The organism is Planctomycetota bacterium (assembly GCA_018242585.1).
Lineage (GTDB): Bacteria > Planctomycetota > Planctomycetia > Pirellulales > PNKZ01 > JAFEBQ01.
Map to the genome: position 1 here is coordinate 1 of JAFEBQ010000004.1, position 23,476 is coordinate 23,476.

Sequence of the window (23,476 nt, forward strand, 5' to 3'; positions counted from 1 at the left end):
AGGGGATATCCCCTGGGCTTTTTTCGTTTCAATCAGCCGGAGTTTTGAATCGCCGAGGGAGCGGAGATGCGCAGAGGAAATCCAAGGGGAAATGAGCAGCCTTGGGTAGCACCGACAACTTGTTGTCGGTGTCGCGTAGCGACAAGAGGTTCAAGGGCAATGCCCGATCCCTCTTGCGGCTGCGCCGCCCGGACAAGCAAGTTGTCCGGGCTACCCACGTTGACACTCGCTCAAATCGCGTTGTGAACAACTACGCGAATCTCCGCGCTCTCTGCGATTCCAACCGCAAAGCGCGGCCTACTTGCTCTCTTCCAGGTCAAGTCGGCAACAGCCCAAGTCAATCGTATGGGGCGCGTGACGCGCCTTGTGCGCTGGCAACACGTCGGGATGGAGCGAATAGATGATGTGCTTCCCTTGCCGTTCGATCTGTACTAGGCCGGCATTGCGCAGCACGCCCAAGTGGTGCGAAACCTTGACGATATCGTCACCGACCTGCTCGCACAGATTCGAAACATTGGCCGGCCCGGCAAACAGACAATTCAGCAGCCGCAACCGGTTCGGGTCGGCCAGCGCCTTGAGCCGGCCCGCACACGCTTCGGCTTGATCATCTCGCATTGCTGGTCGCTCGCTCACGGCAGAAACCTCGCCTGAATGACAAGGCCCCTATTGTTCGCTACCCGGCGGAATCTGGCAAGGCGGAAATCGGCATGGTATTGGGTCAGTTTGATGAATCGGGGTGGCGGGGTCAGAACGAAGTGATGGCCCCGAACCGTAATCACAGGGCCATCGCTGCGCTCTGACCCTGCCACCCAACGTCATTAGATTCAAACTGACTCACTACCATCGTCGACGCATCGACCGCTGCCACTCCGAAAACGAGCATTCACGCACACCAGCGCGTTAATCACCCGACAGCATTTGAGCGATCGACGCCCGATTCACCGGGCTGATCACGCCCCGTTCACAGACGATCGCCCCGATCAACTCCGCTGGCGTCACGTCGAACGCCGGATTGTACGTCGCCATCCCCGCGGGCGCGGTCGCGCGGCCAAAGCCGTGGGTGATCTCGGCAGCGGCGCGCTGCTCGATGGTAATGGCCGAGCCGTCGGCCAACGCCAGATCGAACGTGCTGCTCGGCGCGGCGACGTAGAAAGGAATGTTGTGCGCCCGAGCTGCCAGGGCCACGCCGTAGGTGCCTATCTTGTTCGCCGTGTCGCCGTTGGCGGCAATCCGATCGGCCCCGACGACGACCGCTTGAACCCGCCCTTCGCGCATTACCCAGGCGGCCATCGAGTCGCAAATCAACGTGGCCGGTACGCCATGCTGACTGAGTTCCCACGCGGTAAGCCGCGCGCCTTGCAGCAGCGGTCGCGTCTCGTCAACCCAGACATGCAGCCGCTTGCCGGCATCGTGGGCGGCACAGATCACGCCTAGGGCGGTGCCATACTCCGAGGTCGCCAGCCCGCCGGCATTGCAATGGGTGAGCACACCCGCCCCGTCGGGCAGCAGCGCCGCCCCATGCCGACCGATCTCGTGGCACATCCGCCGATCTTCGTCGTGAATCGCCCGAGCTTCGGCGAGCAGCTTTTCCAGGAGCGCATCGCGCGGCAAGTCAGCCAGCGCGCGAGCGCGACGCTGCATCCGTTCAAGTGCCCAGAACAAGTTGACGGCGGTGGGACGGCTTTCGGCCAGACGTGCGGCGGTCCGATCGACCGCAGCCTGAGCCGCCGCAGCATCGGCCGCGGCGCATGATTGCAATCCCAGGCAAACGCCATAGGCGGCCGACACGCCGATGGCCGGCGCGCCGCGGACACGCAATGAACGAATCGCTTCGAACAACGTCTCGACATCGCGACAATCGACGGCGACGATCTCGCCCGGGAGGCGCGTCTGATCGAGCAGCCGCAAAAAGCCCCCCGCGTCGCCGATCCACTCAAGAGTTTGCATGCCGAATCGAACGAATCAAAAGAAAGCGGCTAACCCACAAGTGTGTGCAACGTCTTCCCAACTAGCAACCAGCAACTAGCCGCTAGCAACTTCTTCAATAACACGGCGTCGGCGCGCGATACCGGCTGATGTCGATGCCCCGGAACCATTCGATGGTCCGCATCAATCCTTCGCGCAGCGGCACCGACGGCTCCCAATCCAAGTGCTTCTTGGCCAGCGTGATGTCGGGCCGGCGCTGCGTCGGATCGTCGGTCGGCAAGGGTCGGTAGTCGAGCTTGCTCTTCGAGCCCGATAGCTCCAGCACCAGTTTGGCCAACTCCAAGATCGTGAACTCGCCGGGGTTGCCGATGTTGACCGGGCCGACGAAATCGTCCGGGCCGTTCATCATTCGGATCATTCCCTCGACCAGATCGTCGCGGTAGCAGAACGATCGGGTCTGCCCGCCGTGGCCATAGATCGTCAGATCGTGCCCCTGCAGAGCTTGAACGATGAAGTTCGAGACCACGCGGCCGTCGAACGGGTGCATGCCCGGCCCGTAGGTATTGAAGATGCGGACGATGCGAATGTTCGATTTGTGCATCCGCCGATAGTCCATGAACAGCGTCTCGGCCGCCCGCTTGCCTTCATCGTAACAGGCCCGCGGTCCCAGACAGTTGACGCTGCCACGATAGGATTCGACCTGCGGGTGAATCTCGGGGTCGCCGTAGACTTCGCTGGTCGAGGCTTGCAACACTTTGGCCCGGCAGCGCTTGGCCATGCCCAGCACGTTGATCGCGCCGATGACCGAAGTCTTCATCGTCTTGATCGGGTTGTATTGATAGTGTCCCGGAGCCGCGGGGCAGGCCAGGTTGTAAACCTCGTCCATATCCAACCAGATCGGTTGGGTGATGTCGTGGCGGATCAGCTCGAAGTTGCCGCGCCCCAACAGGTGGGCGACGTTCTGCTTCTGGCTGGTGAAGAAATTGTCCAGGCAGATCACGTCGTGGCCGGCGTCAACCAGCCGCTCGCACAAATGCGCGCCCAGAAAGCCCGCGCCACCAGTCACCAGGATTCGTCGAATTGCTTGCAAGGGAGTGGTCCTCATCGCGGGCCTATGCCAAGGGTGCGGCCGAAGTATACCATGCTAGAGGATAGTCCACGAACCTGGTTTACCGCGATGGTGCTGGCTGTGTCGAAGAAGCACACCAGCCGCCGTCGCCCCCGCCCCCGTGCCCGAGTATTTGCCGGTGACGCACAAGCTGCTTGAAAGTCTGACCGCCCCCCAGCGCGAAGCAGTGCTGCACTGTGACGGGCCGCTGTTGATCCTGGCCGGCCCCGGCAGCGGCAAGACCCGAGTCATTACGCACCGCATTGCTTGGATGCTGCACCAAGGGGTGGCGGCGCGGGAAATCCTGGCGCTGACGTTCACCAACAAAGCGGCCGACGAGATGAAGGCCCGCGTGGCGACGTTGGCGCCCGACCGCCCGGTATGGGTCAGCACGTTCCATCGGTTTTGTGCCCGGCTGCTGCGCGACCATGCCCCGTTGGTCGGCCTGGAACCCAACTTCACCATTTACGACACCAGCGATGTCCAGGCGGCGCTCAAGCGAGCGATTCAACGAATTGACTTCGACCCACAGCACTACACCTTACCGCGCATCGCGGGGGCCATCAGCTCGGCCAAGAACGGCATGGTGCGGGCGTCGCAGTACGAAAGCCTGGGGGACGGCGCGCTGGCCCGCGTGGTGGGGCGGATCTATCCGGCGTATCAAGACGAATTGATTCGCAGCAACGCCGTCGATTTTGACGATCTGCTGCTGCACGTGGCGAACATGCTGCGCGAGAATCCCGAGCTGCGCTCGACGCTCGACGCCCGTTACCGGTACGTGATGGTCGACGAGTACCAGGACACGAACCTGGCCCAGTACACGATCGTGCGTGCGCTGTCGATCGAGCACCCGAACCTGGCCGTAACGGGTGACCCCGACCAGTCGATCTATGGCTGGCGCGGGGCCAGCTTGAACAACATCCTGGAGTTCGAGCACGACTACCCCGACGTGACGGTCGTGCGGCTCGAACAGAACTACCGGAGCACGAAACGCATTTTGCACGTGGCGGCCGACCTGATCCGCCACAACCGGCACCGCAAAGAAAAGGATCTGTTCACCGAGAACGAAGAGGGACAGCCGGTCAACCTGACTTGCTACTCGACCCAGCGCGACGAGGCCGACGCCATCGCCGGGCGCATCTCTCAGTTGATCGCCGCCGGAACCTTCCGCCCGCGCGACATCGCGATCTTTTACCGGGTGAACGCCTTGTCGCGGACGCTGGAGTTCAGCCTGCGCGAGCAGGGCATTCCGTACCAGATCGTGCGCGGCGTCGAGTTCTTTCAGCGCAAGGAAATCAAGGACGTCCTGTCGTACCTGATTTTGGTCAACAATCCTCGCGACAACACGGCGCTGATGCGGGTGATCAACACGCCCAAGCGGCAAATCGGCCCCGGCGCCATCGAGAAGCTGGCCGCGCACGCCACGCGCTACGGGATGCCGCTGCTCGAAGCGGCGCGCGAGAGCGGGCTGATCGAGGCGCTGCCCAAGAAAACCGCCGTCAATATCGCCAAGTTCGTCGCCCTCTACGATCGCATCTGTTTACAAGCCGCCGGCCCCGTCGCCGAGTTGGTCGAAACGGTGCTAAACGAGTCGGGTTATCGCGAGATGCTCGCCGGCAGCGACGATGAAGAAGATCAGGAGCGGCTGGCCAACGTCGAGGAATTGGTGACCGCTGCCCGCGAGTTCGACAACGACCACCCCGAGGCGGGTCACCTGGAAACCTTCTTGGAGCAGGTCAGTCTGGTCAACGACACCGACGCTTGGGACGAGGAGCAGGATCGCGTCACGATGATGACCCTGCACGCCTCGAAGGGGCTTGAGTTCCCGGTGGTGTTCATCGTCGCCGTCGAGGAAGGGTTGATTCCGCACGAACGTTCGCGGAACGATCCGCTAGAACTTGAAGAGGAACGCCGGTTGCTGTTCGTGGGCATTACGCGGGCCGAGAAGCAGTTGTTTCTCAGCCGCGCGGTCTATCGCGACTTCCGCGGTCAGGGGCGGATGACGGTGCCGAGCGCGTTTCTGCTGGAACTTCCCCTCGCGGAAATGGACGTGGTCGATCGGGGTCTGGGGGCAATGGCCGAGTCGCACGCGGCCATCGATTGGAGCACCTTTGAAGGACACGAAGCCGACTTGTCCGAGCTGCCGTACACCGCGCCGGTGCGCAATGAGCCCGCCGTGCGCACCCTGCCCGGTGTGACGACCGCCGCTCAGTTGGCCGCGGCCGCGGGAGACACGTCGCTCGCGGCGGCGCCAGTTTCGGCTACGCCGTCGGCTCGCCCCGCGCCCGATTCGTTCGTCGCAGGCATGGCGGTCAAGCATCCCGAGTACGGCCTGGGGAAGATCGTCTCGGTTTCCGGCCAGGGAAGCCAGCGCGTCGCCACGGTCGCCTTTGCGGCCGACGCGCGGCAGCGGAAATTCGTTCTGGAACGAAGCACGCTGCTGCCGCTGCGCTAGTGCGATTCGGGTGCTTCGATCTGGGTGGCACGCCCCTCCTAGGGCGTGGGGAAGTACCGATCAGCACGGGAATTTGAGTGGCGATTCACCATGCCCTGCGCTGCGCTTGGGACGTGCCACCCAGTCGCCTGTTCGTCAGCAGTGTTCTAACCTGCGGCCCCCTTGCTATTGCGGCCGCGCTGGCCAACACTACGGCCAGCCCTTTGCACGTCGCCCGCCGCGGAACCGGCCATGTATCCACGCCTTGCCCAACTGAAGAACGTCGACGCCTTTCGCGCCCGCTGTGCCGAGTTGAACCTGACGGTGCCGTGCGACGACACGATCTTGACGGCGGCCCAGGGATCACCGCTGGCCGGGCCGTTAAAGATTGGCGGCGTGACGCTCGGCAATCGTTGGTGCATCCATCCGATGGAAGGCTGGGACGCCAATCGTGATGGCTCTCCGAGCGAGCACACGTTGCGGCGCTGGCGGCATTTCGGCCTCAGCGGCGCGAAGCTGATCTGGGGGGGCGAGGCGGCCGCCGTCCAACCCGACGGTCGCGCCAACCCGAACCAAACACTGGCCACGGCCGAGAACCGCGCCGGCCTGGCCGCGCTGCTCAACGAGTTGACCAAGGCGCACCGTGAGCGCTTCGGCTCGACGGATGACTTGCTGGTCGGCTTGCAACTGACCCACTCGGGTCGATTCTCGCGCCCCAACAGCAAACAGCTTGAACCTCGGATCGCGTACCATCATCCCTTGCTGGACGAAAAGTTCGGCATCGACCCGAAGAGCGCATCGGTCGTCTGGGCCGACGACGATCTCGAGCGGCTGATCGACCGCTATGTCATCGCGGCCGGTTTGGCGCGCCAGGCCGGCTATCGGTTCGTCGACGTGAAGAGCTGTCACGGCTATTTGCTGCATGAGTTCTTGAGCGCATATCGCCGGCCGGGCAAGTTTGGCGGCGACTTTGAAGGCCGGACTCGCTTGTTGCGCACGATTGTCGGTCGCGTGCGGAGCAAGTATCCCGACTTGCTCGTCCTGGTGCGGCTCAGCGTGTTCGATATTCCGCCCTACGTGACCAGTCGCGAAGTCGGCCAGCCGATGGCGTACGAAGGGATTCAGCCCTACGACCTGGGCTTCGGATTGAACCCGGCCGACCCGATGCAGATGGACCTGACCGAGCCGATCAAGCTGATTCGCACGCTGGCGGCCGAAGGGGTGGCCAGCGTCAACGTCTCGTGCGGCAGCCCTTACTACAACCCGCACATTCAACGGCCGGCAGCGTTTCCGCCCAGCGATGGTTATCAGCCGCCGGAGGATCCGCTGGTCGGCGTGGCGCGACAACTCGACGCCACGCGCCAATGTCAGATGGCCGCGCCCGAGTTGCCGATGGTCGGCAGCGGGTTCTCGTACCTGCAGGACTATTTGCCTCACGTGGCCCAAGCCGTCGTCCGCGCCGGTTGGATGCAAATGGTCGGGCTGGGGCGGATGGTGCTCAGCTATCCCGACCTGCCGGCCGACACGCTGGCTAGTGGTCGCTTGGAGCGCAAGAAGGTCTGTCGCACGTTCAGCGACTGTACCACCGCGCCGCGCCACGCGCTGGTGTCGGGCTGCTATCCGCTGGACGCCTATTACAAGGCGCTTCCCGAAGCCGAGCAGATGCGCGCCATCAAGCAAGAGCTGCGTCACGGCGAATGAGCGGTTCGTAACGCAATTCATTTGGCACGGCGATTGCTCTCTTAACCGTCGCTAGCACCACCCCCGACTTTGGGTTTACTAACCCGAATGGGGTTTGTCTTGCAGGAAAGCAATCCGCGGCGCAGAACCGCGCGCGACAGAACCACGTAAAATGAGTGCGGGCGATGTTCCGTGGTGCAGGTTCAATCATCGACCCAATTCACTCAAGGAGACACCGATCATGTTTCGCAAGATACTGATGGGATTGCTGCTGGCCGCGACGTTGGCCATTCCGGTTAGCTCGGTCTTCGCTCGTCCGTATTACGGCGGCGGCTATCGAGGCTATGGCTACGGCCGCGGTTACTATCGGCCCTATTACGGCTACCGTAGCTACTACCGGCCGTACTGGGGTGGCTATGGCGGCTACTACGGTGGCTGGGGCGGCTATCCTGGCTACTATGGTTACGGCCGCGGTATTGGCGTCGGCGTCGGCGTTTACTAAGCCGCGCACGACCGCCAACGAACGATCATTGTGCAAGCCAACCTCTGCCTGGGTTGGTTGATAGGCCACTCGACTCTGAACAACATGCGGAGTCGGGTGGCTTTGTTTTGCGCACGCTGGTCGTTCAGCGAACATCTTCGCCGCGGGCCACTGCGGCGAGGGGCGGCGCGCGATGCCCGGACATCTCGCCGGCACGGAAACGGCGGAAGTAATCGCGAATCGCGCTGATCGCCCGGGGAGCGATCAGCACCACGATTGGCACGTTGGTGAACAACATACAACCCGAGCCCAGGTCCGCCAGGTTCCCCAGGTGCGCATCGGTCGTGATAAATCCGGGAATCGTCGCGACGGCACACAGCACGCAAAACGCCGCGCGATAGGGCGTTACCGCCCAAGTTCCCAGCGCGAAGGCTGTCGCCTGTTCGCCGTAGTAACTCCACGAGATGAGCGTCGAAATGGCGAACATCCAGCACGAGATCGTGACCAGCCACTTGCCCAGCCCCGGCACCGAGCGGTCGAAAGCATGTCCAGTTAGCGTGGCGCCAGTCAGGTCCAGATAGATGCCGCTGTCAACGACCTGTGCCCCCTCGGGCAAGGGCGCCCAGTCGATCTCGGTCGTGTCGTCTCTCGCCGCGACGATCGTTCCCTCCAGTCGCGACAGCTTGCGAGCGTCCGAAGACTTTGCCCCGGCATGTTCGACCAGCGCGAAGAATTGAGTCCCTTCGTCCCAGGGTTGATCGGCCAACGGCGGCGGCAACATCGAGACGTTCGTATCGACGCCAACTCGACCGGCAAACTTGCCAACCGCTTCGCGATTCCAGGTACCAGTCGCCAGCAACACCAGTCCCGTCAGCGTGCAGACCAAACACGTGTCCACAAACGGTTCGAGCCCGGCCACGATTCCTTCGCGAACGGGTTCTTTGGTTTTGGCCGCCGCGTGGGCGATCGGCGAGGTTCCCTGCCCGGCCTCGTTCGAGAAGAACGCACGCTTCAGTCCCGTGGTTAGCGAGAACCAAACCGTCGCGCCGAGGAACGCTCCTTGCGCCTCGGTCGGGTTAAACGCGTGCTTGACCACGCTAAACAGCAGCGCAGGCACGTTGGCCGCCTCGATGACCAATACGACAATGCCGCCAATCAGATAGATGCCGCACATCGCCGGCACCAGCCGCCCGGTCACGTCCCCAATCCGGCGGATGCCGCCGATGATCACCAGCGCCGTCACCACCGCCATCGCCACGCCCGAGGCCAGCGCCGGCACGTTGAAGTAAGCCTCGGTGATGTTGGCGACGTTCCACGATTGAAACATGTTGCCACCGGTAATCGTCGCCAGGGCCAGCGCGCCGCAGAACAACGACGCCAAACAGCGGGCCACGAACTTGCGTGCCGGCCCGTCCTCTTCGCCCAGGCCGCGATCGATCACCCACATCGCCCCGCCGCGCGGATTGTCGGGATCGCTGACATCGCGATAGATCATGGCCAGCGTGACTTCGACGGTCTTGATGGCCATGCCCAAGACGCCGGCGATCCACATCCAGAACAGCGCGCCGGGCCCGCCGGCCGCAATGGCCAGCGCCACGCCACCAATGTTCCCCAGTCCGACGGTCCCCGACAGCGCGGTCGACAGGGCCTGAAAATGGTTCAGCGCCCCGGGATCGGCCCGATCGTCGTAACGCCCGCGGACCAACGCCACGCCGTGCGTCAGCGCCCGATACTGGACGAACTTGCTCCACAGCGAAAACAGCAGCCCAATCGCCAACAGCGCGACGTAAGTGTACTCGGCCCACAGCCAGCTCACCGCGTAGTCGATCAGGTGGTTGATATGTTGCATGGATGATTGTTTACAGGATGACAGCCGCGTTGTTCTCTCGTAGGGTACGCACCCCGTGCGTACCTTTCTCGTTTCACCAACACGAAAAATTGGTACGCACAGGTGCGTACCCTACATCGGGCAAGTCCCTTTGTTGACCCGGCTATGATAACATCGGGTGCAGATAGCAGGCGCCCAACATTCGACGATCGGCTCTCCCATGCTTCCCGCCAGCAATATGATCCTGAAGGAATGGGCCTCGGTCTGCCAGGCGCTCAGGACCGGTCGGCAATCGATCTTGCTGCGTAAAGGTGGAATTGCCGAAGGACCGCGAGGCTTTTCGATAGAGCACGACGAGTTCTGGCTCTGGCCAACCTATCTGCACCAGTCGGCCGAAGGCCTGGCCTCCGATGCGGCCGACTTGTTCGACGCGGCCCAGCGGCAACAGCCACCCGCGGGTCGCGCGCACATGTCTCTTTATGCCGTCGTCGAGCGGGTCTGGCTCATCGACGATGCCACCAGGCTCCCGCTGCTCAGACCGTTTCACGTGCTGAGCGGCGCGACCATCGAATCACGATTCCACTATCGTCGACCGGGGCTGTATGTGGCCGCGGTTCAAGTGTTCGAGTCGCCGACTCCCTTCGTCGCCGAAGAGGACGAACAACTGGCCGGGTGCAAAAGTTGGGGGCAGTTGCCGACTCCGCTATCGACCGACGGGCTGCGACCGATCGACGGTTCGCGGCACGCGACAGATCTGGCGAAACTGACCCTGGCGCTTGGCGAATGATCGGCAGGCGCTCTATGAGTAAAACTGCAACTCGTTGGCTCCTCATGTGTTGCGGCAATCGCCTGCTACCATCGCTGGCCGCGATCTGGCAACAACGACAAACTCGGCCTGCTGTGCGCAACCCGCAAAACCGATAGAATTAAGCACGCGATCACCACCCCGCCCCGCTTGCATTGCGGCAATCTGGCAAGCAGCCGGCGTTTGTGTAGCCGATGTTGATAAGGGGAACGACTTTCGGTTCAGCGTGAATGGCCCGTTGCGGCACTCGTGGCGCTACCGTCTCAAAGGGTAGCGACAGCCGGCAGCACGACCGACGCGCGCGACCGTCGACACGCTCCCTCTGCGTCAGCTTCGCTCGATTCCGATTGCCGCCAGCCGCGCCCGCCACCTGCGCACGCATCCTATCGAAAGCAGCATCCACCCAACTTCGCTCGATCGCCGGCAACGATCGACACCCTCACTTTTTAACAGTTCTTCGCACGCGTCATGCACGACACCGAGAAAGAGCAGTTCAACAGCCTGAGCCTGGGCTTCGTCGAAGGCTTGTACGCTGACTTCCTCAAGAGCCCCGAATCGGTCGCCCCCGAGTGGCGGGAATACTTCCAGCAGTTCCCGCTGGAAGATCACCTCGACCAATTCAGCCTGGGGCCGACATTTCGCCCGGCCAGCCTGTTCAACCCGAACCCGGTCGCGGTCGGAATCCACGCCAACGGCAACGGGAATGGCCAGGTGGTCGTCACGGCGACTGCACCAGCGGCGGCCCAACCGCACACGGTCGGCGGCAAGGAACTGAGCGTCGCGAACCTGCAAGATCGCGTCGACCAGTTGATTCGCGCCTATCGCGTCCGCGGCCACATGATCGCCCAACTCGACCCGTTGGGGTTGCCGCGCCCCGTGCCGCCGGAATTGTCACTCGAATACTACGGCCTGACCGAGGCCGACCTGGATCGGCCGTTCTCGACGCGAACGATTTACGGCCCGGACGTGCTGACGCTGCGCGGCATTTTGAAGCGGCTGCGCAACACCTATTGCCGCTGGATCGGCGTGCAGTACATGCACATCGACGATTTGCGCATTCGCAACTGGCTGCAACACCGGATGGAAGCGTCGGAGAACCGCGTCGAGCTGACACGCAAAGAGCAGTTGCGGATTTTCACGCGACTGACCGACGCGGTGATCTTCGAAGAGTTCATCCAGAAAAAATTCGTCGGCGCCAAGAGTTTCTCACTCGAAGGGGCCGAGAGCTTGATTCCGCTGCTGGACCTGGCCATCGAAAAGACCGGCGAGCAAGGTGTCAGCGAAATCTGCCTGGGCATGGCCCACCGCGGTCGATTGAACGTGTTGGCCAATATCATGGGCAAGAGCCCGCGGAACATCTTCCGCGAGTTCGAGGAAGTCGCTCCCGAGTTGCAAGCCGGCGGCGGCGACGTGAAGTACCACTTGGGATACAGCACCGATTGGCCGACCGCCTGTGGCCAGAAGGTCCACATCACGCTCTGCTTCAACCCCAGCCACCTTGAGTTCGTCAACCCGGTCGCCTTGGGTCGCATGCGGGCCAAGATGGACCGAATTGGCGACATGCAGCGCCGCAAGGGTTTGACCATCCTGATCCACGGCGACGCGGCGTTCGCCGGCGAAGGGCTGACGCAAGAGACGTTCAATCTGAGCGGCCTCAGCGGCTACACCACCGGCGGCAGCATTCACCTGATTGTCAACAATCAGATTGGCTTCACGACTCCGCCGAGCGAAGGTCGCACGACGGTCTATGCCACCGACGTGGCCAAGATGTTGCAAAGCCCGATCTTCCACGTGAACGGCGAAAACCCCGAAGCCGTCGCGCAGGTGGTCCGCATGGCGCTCGACTTCCGCCAGGAATTCCAGCGCGACGTCGTGATCGACATGTATTGCTATCGACTCCGCGGCCACAACGAAGGGGACGAGCCCTCCTTCACCCAGCCGCTGATGTACCAGATTATCGAGAAGCATAAGTCGACGCGCGAAGGCTACCTCGAACACTTGCTGCAGTTGGGCGGCATGACTCGCGACGAGGCGGACAAGATCGCGGCTCGGCGGCGCGAAAACTTGGAACAGGAACTGTCGGTGGCGCGCAGCGAGACTTTCGTGCCGCGCAACGATGTGTTTCCGAATCCCTGGGTCGGCTATTGCGGCGGCAGCGACTCGGCGGTCGAAGAGGCCGACACCTCGGTTGATCGGGCCCGGCTATCAAGCCTGCTCGAAGTGCAAACCAAGCTCCCGTCCGACTTCCACCCGCATCCCAAGATCGAGCGGCTGTTGAAGGTTCGAGCTGAGATGTCCCGGGGCGAGACACCGCTCAACTGGGGCGCGGCCGAGGCGCTGGCCTTTGCCACCCTGGTCAGTGATGGCTTTCCGATCCGCATCTCGGGCCAAGACGCCCAGCGCGGCACGTTCAGCCACCGGCACTCGGTGCTACACGATGTCCGCGACGGCCACACCTATATGCCGCTGCAACACCTGGGAACCAAGCAGGCCCGGGTTGAAATCTACAACAGCCCGTTGTCGGAAATCGGCGTATTGGGCTTTGACTATGGCTACAGCCTGGACTACCCCGACGCGCTGGTTTGCTGGGAAGCCCAGTTCGGCGACTTTGCCAATGTGGCGCAAGTGGTGATCGACCAGTTCATCGCTAGCGCCGAGGAGAAGTGGAACCGCTTCTGCGGGCTGGTGATGCTGTTGCCCCACGGTATGGAAGGGGCCGGCCCCGAGCATTCGAGCGCTCGGCTTGAGCGTTTTCTGGCCTCGGTGGCCAACGACAACATGCAGGTCGTCTACCCATCGACGCCGGCTCAACTGTTCCATCTGCTGCGGCGGCAGGTCTTGCGCAAAATACGCAAGCCGTTGGTCGTGATGACCCCCAAGAGCCTGCTGGGCCTGAAGGAATGCACCTCGTCGCTCGACGAGCTGGCCACCGGGCGGTTCCGCAAGGTGATTCCCGACTCGACGGCACGGCAACCGGTTTCGCGCATTTTGCTCTGCAGCGGCAAGGTCTATTACGACCTGGACAAGCAGCGGCGCGAGACAGGCCGCGAAGATGTAGCGATTATTCGCGTGGAGCAGTTGGCCCCCTTGCCGACCCAGGAACTGCGGGCGGCGCTGGCCGGCTATCAGGACGGCACCCCGGTCTTTTGGGTTCAGGAAGAGCCGGCTAATATGGGTGCCTGGTACTATCTGCGCGTCAATGTTGGCGAACGGCTGTTCGACCGGTTGCCGTTCCAGGGCGTGTATCGCAAGGCGGCGGCCAGCCCCGCGGCCGGGTCGAAAAGCGCCCACTATCGCGAGCAAAAGGAACTGTTGGCCAAGGCCTTCGGCGGCGTATAGCATGGCGGCATTGCCGACCGTCGGTTATCGCCGGTTTGCCGCGTGACTTGTCGCGCCGCCAGTACGCGCCGCTACCCGTGCATCTCATCTTCGATCGTAAAGGATCCGCTGGCTCATGCCTGTTGAACTCAAAGTCCCTTCCGTGGGCGAATCGATCACCGAAGTGTTGATTGCCGATTGGAAGAAGGGAGAAGGCGAACTCGCCGCCAAAGACGAGAGCGTGGTCGAAATCGAAACCGACAAGGCCACCGTCGAAGTCTCGGCGCCCATCGCTGGCCGGATCGTCAAGGTGCTGAAGAACAAGGGCGACTCGGCCACGGTCGGCGAAGTGATCGGGCTGATGGAAGTCGCCACGGCCGATGCCGCGCCGGCTGCACCGTCGTCGCCGGCGCCAGCCAACCGCGGGCCCGACCTGGGTAAGGCCGGCCCCGATGCCCACGCACACGCTCCGGCTCCGGCCGCGCCTGCCGCTCACGCCAGCGCGCCAGCTCCCGCGGCGAGCTTTGTGATGCCCGCCGCGCGGCGCGAGATGGCCTCGCAAGGGCTCACGCCCGATCAGGTCACACCAACCGGCCCTGGCGGACGAATGCTCAAGGAAGACGTGCTGCGCCGCGCCACGGAAACCGTACCCGCGCCGGCCGCCGTCGTCGCGCCGCCCAAGCCTGCTGCGGCTCCGCCGGCGGCGCCAGCGCCGCGTCCAGCGTCGGCCTCCGTGGTCAGTCGCGCGCAATCGGTGGGCGGTCGCGAAATCGAAATCGTGCCGATGTCGCCGCTGCGCAAGCGGATTGCCGAACGCCTGGTCGAAGCCCAGCACACGGCCGCGCTGCTGACCACGTTCAACGAAATCGACATGTCGGGCGTGATGGCCCTGCGCAGCGAGCACAAGGAGAAGTTCCAGGAAAAGTACCAGTGCAAGCTCGGCTTCACGTCGTTCTTTGTCAAGGCGGTGGTCGAGGCCTTGAAGACGATTCCCCAGGTGAATGCCGAGATTCGCGACCAGCAGATCGTCTATCACAACTACTTTGATATCGGCATCGCCGTGTCGAGCGCCAAGGGACTGGTCGTGCCGGTGCTACGGAACGCCGAGCGGATGGGCTTTGCCGAGATTGAAATGGCCGTCGAAGATTTCGGTCGCCGCGCCCGCGAGAACAAGATCAAGCTCGAAGAGCTCGAAGGGGGCACGTTCACAATCAGCAACGGCGGCGTGTTCGGCTCGCTCTTGAGCACGCCGATCATCAATCCGCCGCAAAGCGGCATCCTGGGCCTGCACGCCATCCAGGACCGCCCCGTCGCCCGCGATGGCCAGGTGGTGATTCGCCCGATGATGTACGTGGCCCTGTCGTACGATCACCGGATTGTCGACGGCCGCGAAGCCGTGACCTTCCTCCGCCGCGTGAAGGAAGCCATCGAGCAACCCGCCCGGCTGCTGCTGGAGATTTGACGCCAACCATCTGAGGACTAGCCACTGGGTCACTGAGACACGGAGGTTAGCACGGAGAATGCAGCAAAGTGGCTGAGGCGAGCAAAACCTCAATGATTGATTGACCAATGACCAAAGGGCATCGAGATACTTGATGCGTGACACGTCTTGAGTCTCCTTGGTCATCGTAGTTATTTGCTCCCTTCTCCGTGCTGTCCTCCGTGCCTCAGTGTCTCCGTGGCAAACAAAGTCAACGTGGCAGAATTGAACGAGCACCATGAGCACCGCACCGACTGAGTTTGATCTGATTGTCATTGGCGCTGGGCCCGGGGGTTACGTCGGCGCCATTCGCGCCGCGCAGCTTGGGCTGAAGGTCGCCTGTGTCGAGCGCGAGCCGCTGCTGGGGGGCACCTGCCTGCGGATCGGCTGCATTCCCAGCAAGGCCCTGCTCGAATCGAGCGAGCGGTTTTACGAAGCCCAGCACACCTTTGCCGCCCACGGCATCAAGCTGCCCGAAGTGCAGCTCGATCTGCCGACCATGCTGGGTCGTAAGGACAACGTGGTCGCCACGCTGTGCCGCGGCATCGAAGGATTGTTCAAGAAGAATAAGATCACGCGGCTGACCGGTCACGCTCGGTTTACTGGCCCCGGCAGCATCTCGGTCGAACATGCCGGCAGCGCTGCCGAATATCGGGCCAAGTTCATCCTGATCGCCACGGGCAGCCGCGTGGGCAGCCTGCCCGGCGTGGCCATCGACGGCCAGCGCGTGACCAGCAGCACCGAAGCGCTCGCCTACCCGACGGTTCCCAAGACGTTGATCGTCATCGGCGCAGGGTTCATCGGCTTGGAACTTGGCAGCGTCTGGCGTCGGCTGGGCTCGCAGGTGACCGTGCTCGAATACCTCGATCGCATTCTGCCGGGGGCCGATGCCGAGATCGCAGCCGAGGCCCTGAAGCTGTTCAAGAAACAAGGGCTCGAATTCCAGCTAGGGACGCGCGTTCTGTCGGCCAAGGCCGATGGGGACGGCGCCGTGGTCGAAATCGCCGACAAGCCGGCCCTGCGCGCCGAGCGAGTGCTGGTCAGCGTTGGCCGCGTGCCCAACACTGAAGGACTGGGGCTCGACGCCATCGGCGTGCAACTCGACCACAAGGGACGCATCCCGGTCGACAAACATTACGCCACCAAGGCGCCCGGCGTGTTCGCCATTGGCGACGTGATCGAAGGCCCGATGCTCGCTCACAAGGCTGAGGAAGAAGCCGTCGCCTGCGTCGAGCAACTGGTCACCGGCTATGGCCACGTCAATTACGACGTGATCCCCAGCGTGGCCTACACGCACCCCGAAGTCGCCTCGGTCGGCCGGACCGAAGAGCAGCTACAGACCGCCGGCGTGGCCTATCGCAAAGGCAAGTTCATGTTCCGGGCCAACGGCCGCGCGCTGGCGATGGGTGACGCCGACGGCATGGTGAAGATTCTCTCCGATGCCCAGACCGATCGAATCCTGGGCGTCCACATGCTCGGCCCGCGCGTCGGCGACTTGATTGCCGAAGCGGCCACAGCGATGGAATTTGGCGCCAGCAGCGAAGACCTGGCCCGCACCTGCCACGCCCACCCGACGCTCCCCGAGGCGACCAAGGAAGCGGCGCTGGCCGTCTTGGGCCGCGTGATCTCGTCCTAGCTCGTTTAAGACTTGCCACGGAGACACTGAGTCACGGAGGTTTGCACGGAGAAGACGTTGAATTGTCTTCTTGGCAACCGTATTTCACCACCTGTTGCGAGCGTTGTAGGGCCGCGACGAGCCGTAAGGCCGGCCGTAGTTGCCGCTGCTGGGCCGGCAGCGCCAATTGTCGTTCTGGGGAATCAGATCGGCGTCCCGGTGGTACTTTCCGTCGCGGCCATAGTAGCCGTCGAACACGCCGAGCGGCTTCTCACCGCCGGCGGCCCAGGCCGCACCCAACGTGCCGCCCCAGATCAAAGCCGTGGCCAACGCGATTGCTGTCACTGCCCTCATGATTTCACTCCGTTGAAAGTTGGCAAGTTGTCATCCCGACAGTGACAATCAAAGGGCAATCGCCGTGCCAGCGCGCATTACCTTTGCGGCAGGAAGCGCGGAAGTTGAGCGGCAGCCGCGAGATAGTTCGCGCTAGGATCGAATCGCGTGAGCCGGACGGGCAACAACAGCGCCGCGACCTCGCAACACGCGACGCGATTCCGACACAACCAAGTGCCGTTAAGATGTAACGGTCACGGAACGTCTGCCACTGGTAGCCAATCGCCAGTTACGGGGTATCTGACCCACCAGGGACGTGCCGCAAAACGAAAACAGCCCCGTGGATCGGGGCTGTTTTACCGGCCAGAGTGCCCGGGAGAGGGATCGAACCTCCACGATCTTGCGATCACAAGCTCCTGAGGCTTGCGCGTCTGCCAATTCCGCCACCCGGGCTCGGGTTACCAGAGGCAAGACCCTCAATATATAGGTGGGAAAGCTCGGTTTGGCAAGCACCCCAGCCCCCGCTCCAGGCCGCGACAATCCGCAGGTTCGCGCCGCTTGCATGCGGCGTCGCTACCGACGAAAAAGCCGGTGTCCACTTTCCGTTTCGATTGGCCCCGGCAAACACACGTCCGCTTCCTCGGGTGGGGTGCCCCGGAGGCGCCAAATCATCGCATGGCCAGCCAAACCAGTTGGCGCAGCGCGATGAGTTGTGAACGTGAAAGTTTGGTGCTCACAGAGCACCCTACCGAGTGGCGCGACGCCCCTGCTAACGATACTTTAATTCGCGATTCCCCACGCTCTGCGCTACATTTGGGACGTGTCACCCCGACGCGGCGCGTGACTTCAACTCTCACCACCAGGGATCCCACCGATGACTTCCTCTCCGGCCCCGCGCAAGCCACTGGAAAACGTCCTGGTCTACAGCAACCCGGCCTGGTATCGCCACACCACGCTGTCGGCCACGAACCATTGGTTCTTCCATTTCGCGCTCGACAACGGCATTAATATCGACGAGACCGCCGATCCCGAGAAGCTGGAACTCGACGACCTGATGCGCTATCAGGTGTTGGTCCTCAACAGCGCGACCAACTTTGGCGAAGGGTTGGGCGAGAAGCAACGCCGCGAATTGATCGAATGGTTTCGCCAGGGTCACGGTATCGTCGCGATCCACGCCGCGGCGGTACATCACAACGCTTGGGATTGGTACGCCAATCTGGTCGGCTGCGACTTCGCGGCCGACTCGGATCGGACGCGAGCGCGCTTGGTAATCGATCCGACCGCCTACCATCACCCTGCCGTGGCGCCGTTCGCACCCGAGTGGTGGATCACCGAGGAATGGCTCTGCTTCGATCGGGCCGTGACGGGGCAACCGAATGTGAAGGTGTTGATGCGGCTGGACGAGTCGACGTTCGATCCGATCCGCGTGAAGTTCAAGGAGATGAACGTCGCGCCGATGGGGGCAGATCACCCGGCCGCGTGGACGCGCGAAGTCGAAGGTGGCCGCTTCCTGTACACCGCCATCGGCCACGATGTGCGAGTGTTGAACAGCGAATTCGGCCGCCGGCACATGCTCGAAGCCCTCCGCTGGGCCGCCGGCGCGGTGTGACGAACAGATAACGATCTTTTCTGTAGCCCAGGCGTTCACGCCTGGGTTTACAGCACCAACACCAACAAAACTGATTGGCGAGCCCCGTTCACGGGGCTTAGTTGCGGCTAGAAACGCGCTCGATTCGCAATCGGCACGAAAGCCCGGTGAACCGGGCTACACGATTCTTTTGTCATGCCGCTGTTCCCAGGCGTGAACGCCTGGGCTACGCAAAAGACGCTCGCATTGTTCGCGTGCCGGCTGGCAACGTCCTTACCCTCCCTCCTGCCCCTCCCTGAAAGGGAGGGGTGTTTGCGTATGCCGCGGCGTGCTTTGTCATCAGCGCTGCGCGTGATTACTTCAAAACGCCTCGATGCGGCGCAGGAGATGTTCGAGCCGCGCTTGAACTTTAGCCCGATCGCTGAAATCGCGATGTTCGATTAAGAGCCAGCGGAGCCAGTTCAAGCCGCTGAGCAGGACGCTCGAACGATCGTAGATCGCGATCATGTTCCCTTCGTTCATTGTCAACGGCCGTTGCGATTGATAGGCCGCCACTCCTTGCTCCCACAGCGAGGCGTCGTTTTCGGCCATGCTTCCCAACAGCCGGGCGATGTCGCTGGCGACACAGTCGCTCCGCATAGCGCTGTAATCGATCAAGCCGGTTACCGCGTCCCCGTCGAACAGCACATTAGCGTGCCAGACATCCCCCAGGCACGGCTGTAGCGGCAACTCTCGTTCGGCCGCCGGCACGAGCAACTTCTCGACGCTGGGCAGGTGCCTGACCAGTAGCGGAAAGTACTGCCGGGCCCAGGCCTGGACCGCCGCGTCGCCGCCCTTGCCGATGGCCGCTTCGATTTGCTCTAGCTCCGTGCGGCGCAGCGAACGAATCATTTTGAGGCGGTTAGCCAGGCTGGCTGCCTTGCCACGTCGCAACTGTTTGGCGGCCTTGGCGGCGGCCAGATGAAACTGGCCCAGGGCCATGCACGCCGCCACCAGCTTGGCCAAGCTGGGCTCGCGCTCATAGCTGGCCTCGCCGGGCAGCCAACGCGCCAACTCCCAGAACTGTCCCTCGTGCCGGACCCAGGTGTTCCCCGACCGTGCCCGCTCGGGGGGCGCGAACAGGGTAAAGCCGGCCTGGCCGACTTGCCGGAGCACGGCGTGAATCCAGGCCAGCCGGACGGGCTCGGGATGGTCGAGGGGCCATTGCCGCAGCAGCCAAGTGCCGTGCGGGCCGGTGAAACGCCAGAGTTTGGCCCCGCTTAGCCCGCCGCCCCCGTCCAGGGACTCGCAGGTGGCGTTTTGCAGCCGATCGCCGTATTGCTCAAGGACCGGTGCAGGGGGCAATTGACCAAACATGCTGGATACCGGGCCTAACGATTGTGCCGGTGGTCCGGCCGAATCGCCGGGAAAAGCGCCCGCCAAATTTACCCGTTATGCCGATCTTACGTAACTCGCAATGTCGTTATTATGCGTTATATTTGAGGCGACTTAACACGTTGCATTCTCGCCACACGGAGCCGCGACAAACTGGCTTTCGCGCCCCAGAGGGTCGCCCAGACAAAGCCAGGGGGCAGGTCGTACCTACCGCAGCTCTCCAGTCTTCCGCATCGGGCCGCATACCGCACTTCCCGCCAAGGGTTTTAACCAATGACTTACTACGCTCGTCGTCTGCACTCGATGGTTGCTCCGGCCTTGCTGGCCCTGGGTTGTTTCGCGATTCCGGTCGCCGCCCGGGCCGAGGAAGCTCCGGCCGACAAGGTCAAAGCTGACGGTGCCACGACCACCCCGGCCACGACGACGACCACGGCGACCACCACCACTTCAACCGCCGTCAAGCCGAAGTATCCGCCTCACGCCGAAGTCTTGAAGGATTTCAAAGCGATCGACGGCCTGGTCAAGTTGTACCAGAAGGAAACGAAGCTCTACGCCGAGTTGGCGACGTCACAGTTGAACAAAGACTTCATCGTGTTGACCTCGATTGCCCGCGGCATCGGCGAGGCCCCGCTGCTGGGCGGCATGACTTGGGGCTTTGGCGATGATTGGCTGTGGCAGTTCCGCAAGGTCGACGACAACATTCAGGTCGTCCGCCGCAACGTCCGTTTCCGCGCGGCCAAGGGGACGCCCGAAGAAAAGGCCGTTTCGCTGGCCTATACCGACAGCGTGCTGTTTTCGCAGCCGATCATGACCGTGGGGCCGAATGGCGGCGTGGTGATCGATCTGACGTCGATCTTCATGTCGGACCTGCCGCAGTTTGGCATGATCATGCCTGGCTTTGCCTTTTCGTCCCCCAAGTCGACCTGGGCCTCGGTGCTGGGCATGAAGGACAATGTCGAACTCGAAGTGGCCGCGACCTACGCCTCGTCCGGCGGCCGCGAGTTCGACACCGTGGCCGACAGCCGCGGCGTCTCGATCAACGTCCACTACTCGATCAGCCTGTTGCCCGAGACTGGCTACCAGCCGCGGCACGCCGACGACCGGGTGGGCTACTTCCTGACGGCGATCAAGGACTATTCGCTGAAGAACGACCAGGACCGCTTCGTCCGGCTGATCAATCGTTGGGATCTGCAAAAGGCCGACACGACCGCCGAACTTTCGCCGCCGAAGAAGCCGATCGTCTTCTGGCTGGAAAAGACCGTTCCCTATCAGTACCGCGCGGCCATCCGCGAAGGGATCATGGAATGGAACAAGGCCTTTGAACGGGCCGGCTTCTCGAACGCCATCGAAGTTCGCCAACAGCCAGATAACGCCGACTGGCATCCCGAAGACATCAACTACAACACCTTCCGCTGGATCACGGCGAGCGCCGGTTTTGCGATGGGCCCGTCGCGCGTGAACCCACTGACCGGGCAGATTCTCGACGCCGACATCATCTTCGACGCCGACTTTGTCCAGCACTGGAAGCGCGAGTACGAAACATTCACGCCGGCGTCGATTGCCGCCCTGACCGGCGGCCCGCTGGACATTGCCAGCTATGAAGAACAACTGCGCAACGTCCCGCCGGGACAACGCCACGGCTTCCTGTGCCAGTGCCACCTGCACAATGGCATGTCCAGCCAACTGGCGCTCGGCGCATCGAGCATCGTGGCGCGGCTGGGCGTCGGCGCCAGCGCGGCCAAGGAGACCGAGAAGCTGATCGCCCAAGGGTTGAAGGAAGTGACCATGCACGAAGTCGGGCACACGCTCGGCCTGCGGCACAACTTCAAGGCCAGCACGCTCTACTCGTTGAAGGACATGAACGACAAGAGCAAGACCCAGGCGACGGGCATCGTCGCTTCGGTCATGGATTACTCGCCGGCCAACCTGGTCCCCAAGGAAATGACGCAAGGTGACTACTACTCGACCACCGTCGGCCCGTACGACATGTGGGCGATCGAGTACGGCTACAAGGCACTGCCCGGCGGCACCGAGGGGGAAGTGGCCGAATTGAAGAAGATTGCCGCTCGCAGTGGCGAGCCGGCCCTGGCCTATGCCACCGATGAAGACACCCGTGGGATCGACCCGGACCCGTATTCGAATCGCTTCGACCTGGGCAACGACCCGGTGGCGTTCGCCAAGATGCGCACGCAACTGGTGGGCGAGTTGTGGCCTGGCATCGTCGACAAGGTGACCAAGGACGGCGACGGCTATCAGCGCGCTCGCCAGGCCTTTGGCGTGTTACTGTCGAACTACGGCCAAGCGACGTTCTTTACCGCGCGACTGGTCGGCGGCCTGTCGATTTCGCGTTCGCACAAGGGCGACGCCAAAGCGCCGGCCCCCGTGGAGGTGATTTCGGTGGCCAAGCAGCGTGAAGCCCTGGGCCTGATCGAGCAAGCCGTGCTTAGCGACAAGCCATTCAACTTCCCGCCCGAACTTTACGGACACCTGGCGACGACGCACTGGAGCCACTGGGGCGTTCGCGAGCCGACGCGCAGCGATTACGCCGTACACGAGGTGATCGCCATGTGGCAGTCGCGCGTGCTCGACCAGTTGCTGTCTTCGCTGACGCTCGAACGGCTGCACGACGCCGAGTTGAAGGTTCCGGCCGACCAGGACGCGCTGACCACCGCCGAGTTGATCGAGCGGTTGACCAAGGCGGTGTTCGCCGAGCTGAACGCCCTGCCGGCGGGCCCCTATACCACTCGCAAGCCGGCCATCAGCAGCCTGCGTCGCAACTTGCAGCGGATTTATCTGAAGCGGCTGTCGACGATTGCCTTGGGGCAAAGCGGCGCGCCGGAAGATTGCCAGTCGGTGGCCTATGCCCAGTTGTCGGCGCTGGCCGGGCGGATGAACGACATCGTGACCAAGGAAGAGAAGCTCGACGCCTATACCAAGGCTCACTTGCAAGAAAGCGCCGAGCGCATCGACAAGGTTCTGGACGCCCGATTGACGATCAGCCGTCCGTAGCATAACGTGCATTCGGAGGGGGCTGGCCGGGTGCGAAGCGCTGGCCGGCCGCCCGACGAGGAGCCGGCTACGATGAAACTGGTGATGGCGGTCGTACAACCGACCAAGTTGGACGCGCTGCGCGACGCGCTGGAAAAGATTGGCGTCACCCGGATGACGGTCTGCGACGCGCAGGGCTACGCCCGGCAGCGGGGCCGCACCGAGATGTACCGGGGCAACGAGTACCGGACCAATCTGCTCCGCAAGGTCAGCGTGGAAATCGTCATCAACGACGACTTTCTCGACCGCACGCTCGAAACGATCCAAGCCGTCACCCGCACCGGGCACGAGGGGGCGATCGGGGACGGCAAAGTGTTCGTCGTCGCGGCCGAGCGCGTGATCCGCGTCAGCGACGGCCTGGAAGGATTTGAAGCGGTGTGAGGAAGTGATGAGTGATGAGTGGTTATCATCTACTCGTCTGGCGCTTCCCCTTTGTGCATTTTTCTTTTGGGGCCTAT

General features: G+C 62.8%; 16 protein-coding genes and 1 tRNA gene. 10 read left to right on the forward strand and 7 right to left on the reverse strand.

Annotation, left to right across the window (positions count from 1 at the left end; translation table 11 throughout):
- Positions 1-297: 297 nt before the first annotated feature.
- From JSS27_01790 to JSS27_01800, 3 genes are all read right to left on the reverse strand, one after another.
- Positions 298-615 carry a winged helix-turn-helix transcriptional regulator gene (locus JSS27_01790; protein ID MBS0207663.1) on the reverse strand — a complete coding sequence of 106 codons (318 nt, stop codon included), beginning with the start codon at positions 613-615 and terminating at the stop codon, positions 298-300.
- 285 nt (positions 616-900) lie between these two features.
- The gene (mtnA, locus tag JSS27_01795) at positions 901-1,947 is read right to left on the reverse strand and encodes an S-methyl-5-thioribose-1-phosphate isomerase (protein MBS0207664.1); all 1,047 of its coding nucleotides are present in this window, start codon (positions 1,945-1,947) and stop codon (positions 901-903) included.
- A 94-nt stretch (positions 1,948-2,041) separates the two neighbouring features.
- The gene (locus tag JSS27_01800; GenBank protein MBS0207665.1) at positions 2,042-3,031 is read right to left on the reverse strand and encodes an SDR family oxidoreductase; all 990 of its coding nucleotides are present in this window, start codon (positions 3,029-3,031) and stop codon (positions 2,042-2,044) included.
- Positions 3,032-3,173: 142 nt separating this feature from the next.
- Between JSS27_01800 and JSS27_01805 the strand changes: the two genes are divergently transcribed.
- The 3 genes from JSS27_01805 to JSS27_01815 all read left to right on the forward strand — a co-directional run bounded on the left by JSS27_01805 (position 3,174) and on the right by JSS27_01815 (position 7,650).
- Positions 3,174-5,489 carry a UvrD-helicase domain-containing protein gene (locus JSS27_01805; protein ID MBS0207666.1) on the forward strand — a complete coding sequence of 772 codons (2,316 nt, stop codon included), beginning with the start codon at positions 3,174-3,176 and terminating at the stop codon, positions 5,487-5,489.
- 231 nt (positions 5,490-5,720) lie between these two features.
- Entirely contained in the window at positions 5,721-7,169 is a 1,449-nt protein-coding gene (locus JSS27_01810; protein MBS0207667.1) for an NADH:flavin oxidoreductase, read from the forward strand.
- A 220-nt stretch (positions 7,170-7,389) separates the two neighbouring features.
- Positions 7,390-7,650: a hypothetical protein gene (locus JSS27_01815; GenBank protein MBS0207668.1), complete on the forward strand. Its 261-nt coding sequence runs from the start codon at positions 7,390-7,392 to the stop codon at positions 7,648-7,650.
- Between the two features lie 124 nt (positions 7,651-7,774).
- Here the strand turns inward: JSS27_01815 and JSS27_01820 are convergent, their stop codons facing one another.
- Positions 7,775-9,478, reverse strand: coding sequence for a sodium:alanine symporter family protein (locus JSS27_01820; protein ID MBS0207669.1), 1,704 nt, complete (start codon positions 9,476-9,478; stop codon positions 7,775-7,777).
- Positions 9,479-9,677: 199 nt separating this feature from the next.
- On the opposite strand from JSS27_01820, the gene JSS27_01825 reads away from it, so the two are divergent.
- The 4 genes from JSS27_01825 to lpdA all read left to right on the forward strand — a co-directional run bounded on the left by JSS27_01825 (position 9,678) and on the right by lpdA (position 16,696).
- The gene (locus JSS27_01825) at positions 9,678-10,244 is read left to right on the forward strand and encodes a DUF1802 family protein (protein ID MBS0207670.1); all 567 of its coding nucleotides are present in this window, start codon (positions 9,678-9,680) and stop codon (positions 10,242-10,244) included.
- A gap of 486 nt (positions 10,245-10,730) precedes the next feature.
- The gene (locus JSS27_01830; protein MBS0207671.1) at positions 10,731-13,601 is read left to right on the forward strand and encodes a 2-oxoglutarate dehydrogenase E1 component; all 2,871 of its coding nucleotides are present in this window, start codon (positions 10,731-10,733) and stop codon (positions 13,599-13,601) included.
- A 115-nt stretch (positions 13,602-13,716) separates the two neighbouring features.
- Positions 13,717-15,042, forward strand: a complete 1,326-nt coding sequence (gene odhB / locus JSS27_01835; protein MBS0207672.1) for a 2-oxoglutarate dehydrogenase complex dihydrolipoyllysine-residue succinyltransferase — start codon at positions 13,717-13,719, stop codon at positions 15,040-15,042.
- 256 nt (positions 15,043-15,298) lie between these two features.
- The gene (gene lpdA / locus JSS27_01840) at positions 15,299-16,696 is read left to right on the forward strand and encodes a dihydrolipoyl dehydrogenase (protein MBS0207673.1); all 1,398 of its coding nucleotides are present in this window, start codon (positions 15,299-15,301) and stop codon (positions 16,694-16,696) included.
- An 84-nt stretch (positions 16,697-16,780) separates the two neighbouring features.
- Here the strand turns inward: lpdA and JSS27_01845 are convergent, their stop codons facing one another.
- Both JSS27_01845 and JSS27_01850 read right to left on the reverse strand, forming a co-directional pair.
- Positions 16,781-17,029: a hypothetical protein gene (locus tag JSS27_01845; protein ID MBS0207674.1), complete on the reverse strand. Its 249-nt coding sequence runs from the start codon at positions 17,027-17,029 to the stop codon at positions 16,781-16,783.
- 348 nt (positions 17,030-17,377) lie between these two features.
- Positions 17,378-17,461: transfer RNA gene (locus tag JSS27_01850), tRNA-Leu, on the reverse strand.
- 421 nt (positions 17,462-17,882) lie between these two features.
- Here JSS27_01850 and JSS27_01855 point away from each other — a divergent pair.
- Complete coding sequence (locus JSS27_01855) at positions 17,883-18,617, forward strand: ThuA domain-containing protein (GenBank protein MBS0207675.1); 735 nt, start codon at positions 17,883-17,885, stop codon at positions 18,615-18,617.
- A 339-nt stretch (positions 18,618-18,956) separates the two neighbouring features.
- Here JSS27_01855 and JSS27_01860 read toward each other — a convergent pair whose 3' ends face one another.
- A complete protein-coding gene (locus JSS27_01860; protein ID MBS0207676.1) occupies positions 18,957-19,952 on the reverse strand; it encodes a phosphotransferase in 996 nt (331 codons plus the stop codon).
- A gap of 321 nt (positions 19,953-20,273) precedes the next feature.
- Here JSS27_01860 and JSS27_01865 point away from each other — a divergent pair, with 321 nt between their 5' ends.
- Together JSS27_01865 and JSS27_01870 are read left to right on the forward strand one after the other, a co-directional pair.
- Positions 20,274-22,979, forward strand: coding sequence for a zinc-dependent metalloprotease (locus JSS27_01865; protein ID MBS0207677.1), 2,706 nt, complete (start codon positions 20,274-20,276; stop codon positions 22,977-22,979).
- A gap of 72 nt (positions 22,980-23,051) precedes the next feature.
- Positions 23,052-23,399, forward strand: coding sequence for a P-II family nitrogen regulator (locus JSS27_01870; GenBank protein MBS0207678.1), 348 nt, complete (start codon positions 23,052-23,054; stop codon positions 23,397-23,399).
- Positions 23,400-23,476 lie beyond the last annotated feature (77 nt).

Excerpts from the sequence above, each read along its gene's own strand:
- JSS27_01790 (MBS0207663.1), bottom strand. The coding sequence starts at position 615 with ATGCGAGATGATCAAGCCGAAGCGTGTGCGGGCCGGCTCAAGGCGCTG.
- mtnA (MBS0207664.1), bottom strand. The coding sequence starts at position 1,947 with ATGCAAACTCTTGAGTGGATCGGCGACGCGGGGGGCTTTTTGCGGCTG.
- JSS27_01800 (MBS0207665.1), bottom strand. The coding sequence starts at position 3,031 with ATGAGGACCACTCCCTTGCAAGCAATTCGACGAATCCTGGTGACTGGT.
- JSS27_01810 (MBS0207667.1), top strand. The coding sequence starts at position 5,721 with ATGTATCCACGCCTTGCCCAACTGAAGAACGTCGACGCCTTTCGCGCC.
- JSS27_01815 (MBS0207668.1), top strand. The coding sequence starts at position 7,390 with ATGTTTCGCAAGATACTGATGGGATTGCTGCTGGCCGCGACGTTGGCC.
- JSS27_01820 (MBS0207669.1), bottom strand. The coding sequence starts at position 9,478 with ATGCAACATATCAACCACCTGATCGACTACGCGGTGAGCTGGCTGTGG.
- JSS27_01825 (MBS0207670.1), top strand. The coding sequence starts at position 9,678 with ATGCTTCCCGCCAGCAATATGATCCTGAAGGAATGGGCCTCGGTCTGC.
- JSS27_01830 (MBS0207671.1), top strand. The coding sequence starts at position 10,731 with ATGCACGACACCGAGAAAGAGCAGTTCAACAGCCTGAGCCTGGGCTTC.
- odhB (MBS0207672.1), top strand. The coding sequence starts at position 13,717 with ATGCCTGTTGAACTCAAAGTCCCTTCCGTGGGCGAATCGATCACCGAA.
- lpdA (MBS0207673.1), top strand. The coding sequence starts at position 15,299 with ATGAGCACCGCACCGACTGAGTTTGATCTGATTGTCATTGGCGCTGGG.
- JSS27_01845 (MBS0207674.1), bottom strand. The coding sequence starts at position 17,029 with ATGAGGGCAGTGACAGCAATCGCGTTGGCCACGGCTTTGATCTGGGGC.
- JSS27_01855 (MBS0207675.1), top strand. The coding sequence starts at position 17,883 with ATGACTTCCTCTCCGGCCCCGCGCAAGCCACTGGAAAACGTCCTGGTC.
- JSS27_01860 (MBS0207676.1), bottom strand. The coding sequence starts at position 19,952 with ATGTTTGGTCAATTGCCCCCTGCACCGGTCCTTGAGCAATACGGCGAT.
- JSS27_01865 (MBS0207677.1), top strand. The coding sequence starts at position 20,274 with ATGGTTGCTCCGGCCTTGCTGGCCCTGGGTTGTTTCGCGATTCCGGTC.
- JSS27_01870 (MBS0207678.1), top strand. The coding sequence starts at position 23,052 with ATGAAACTGGTGATGGCGGTCGTACAACCGACCAAGTTGGACGCGCTG.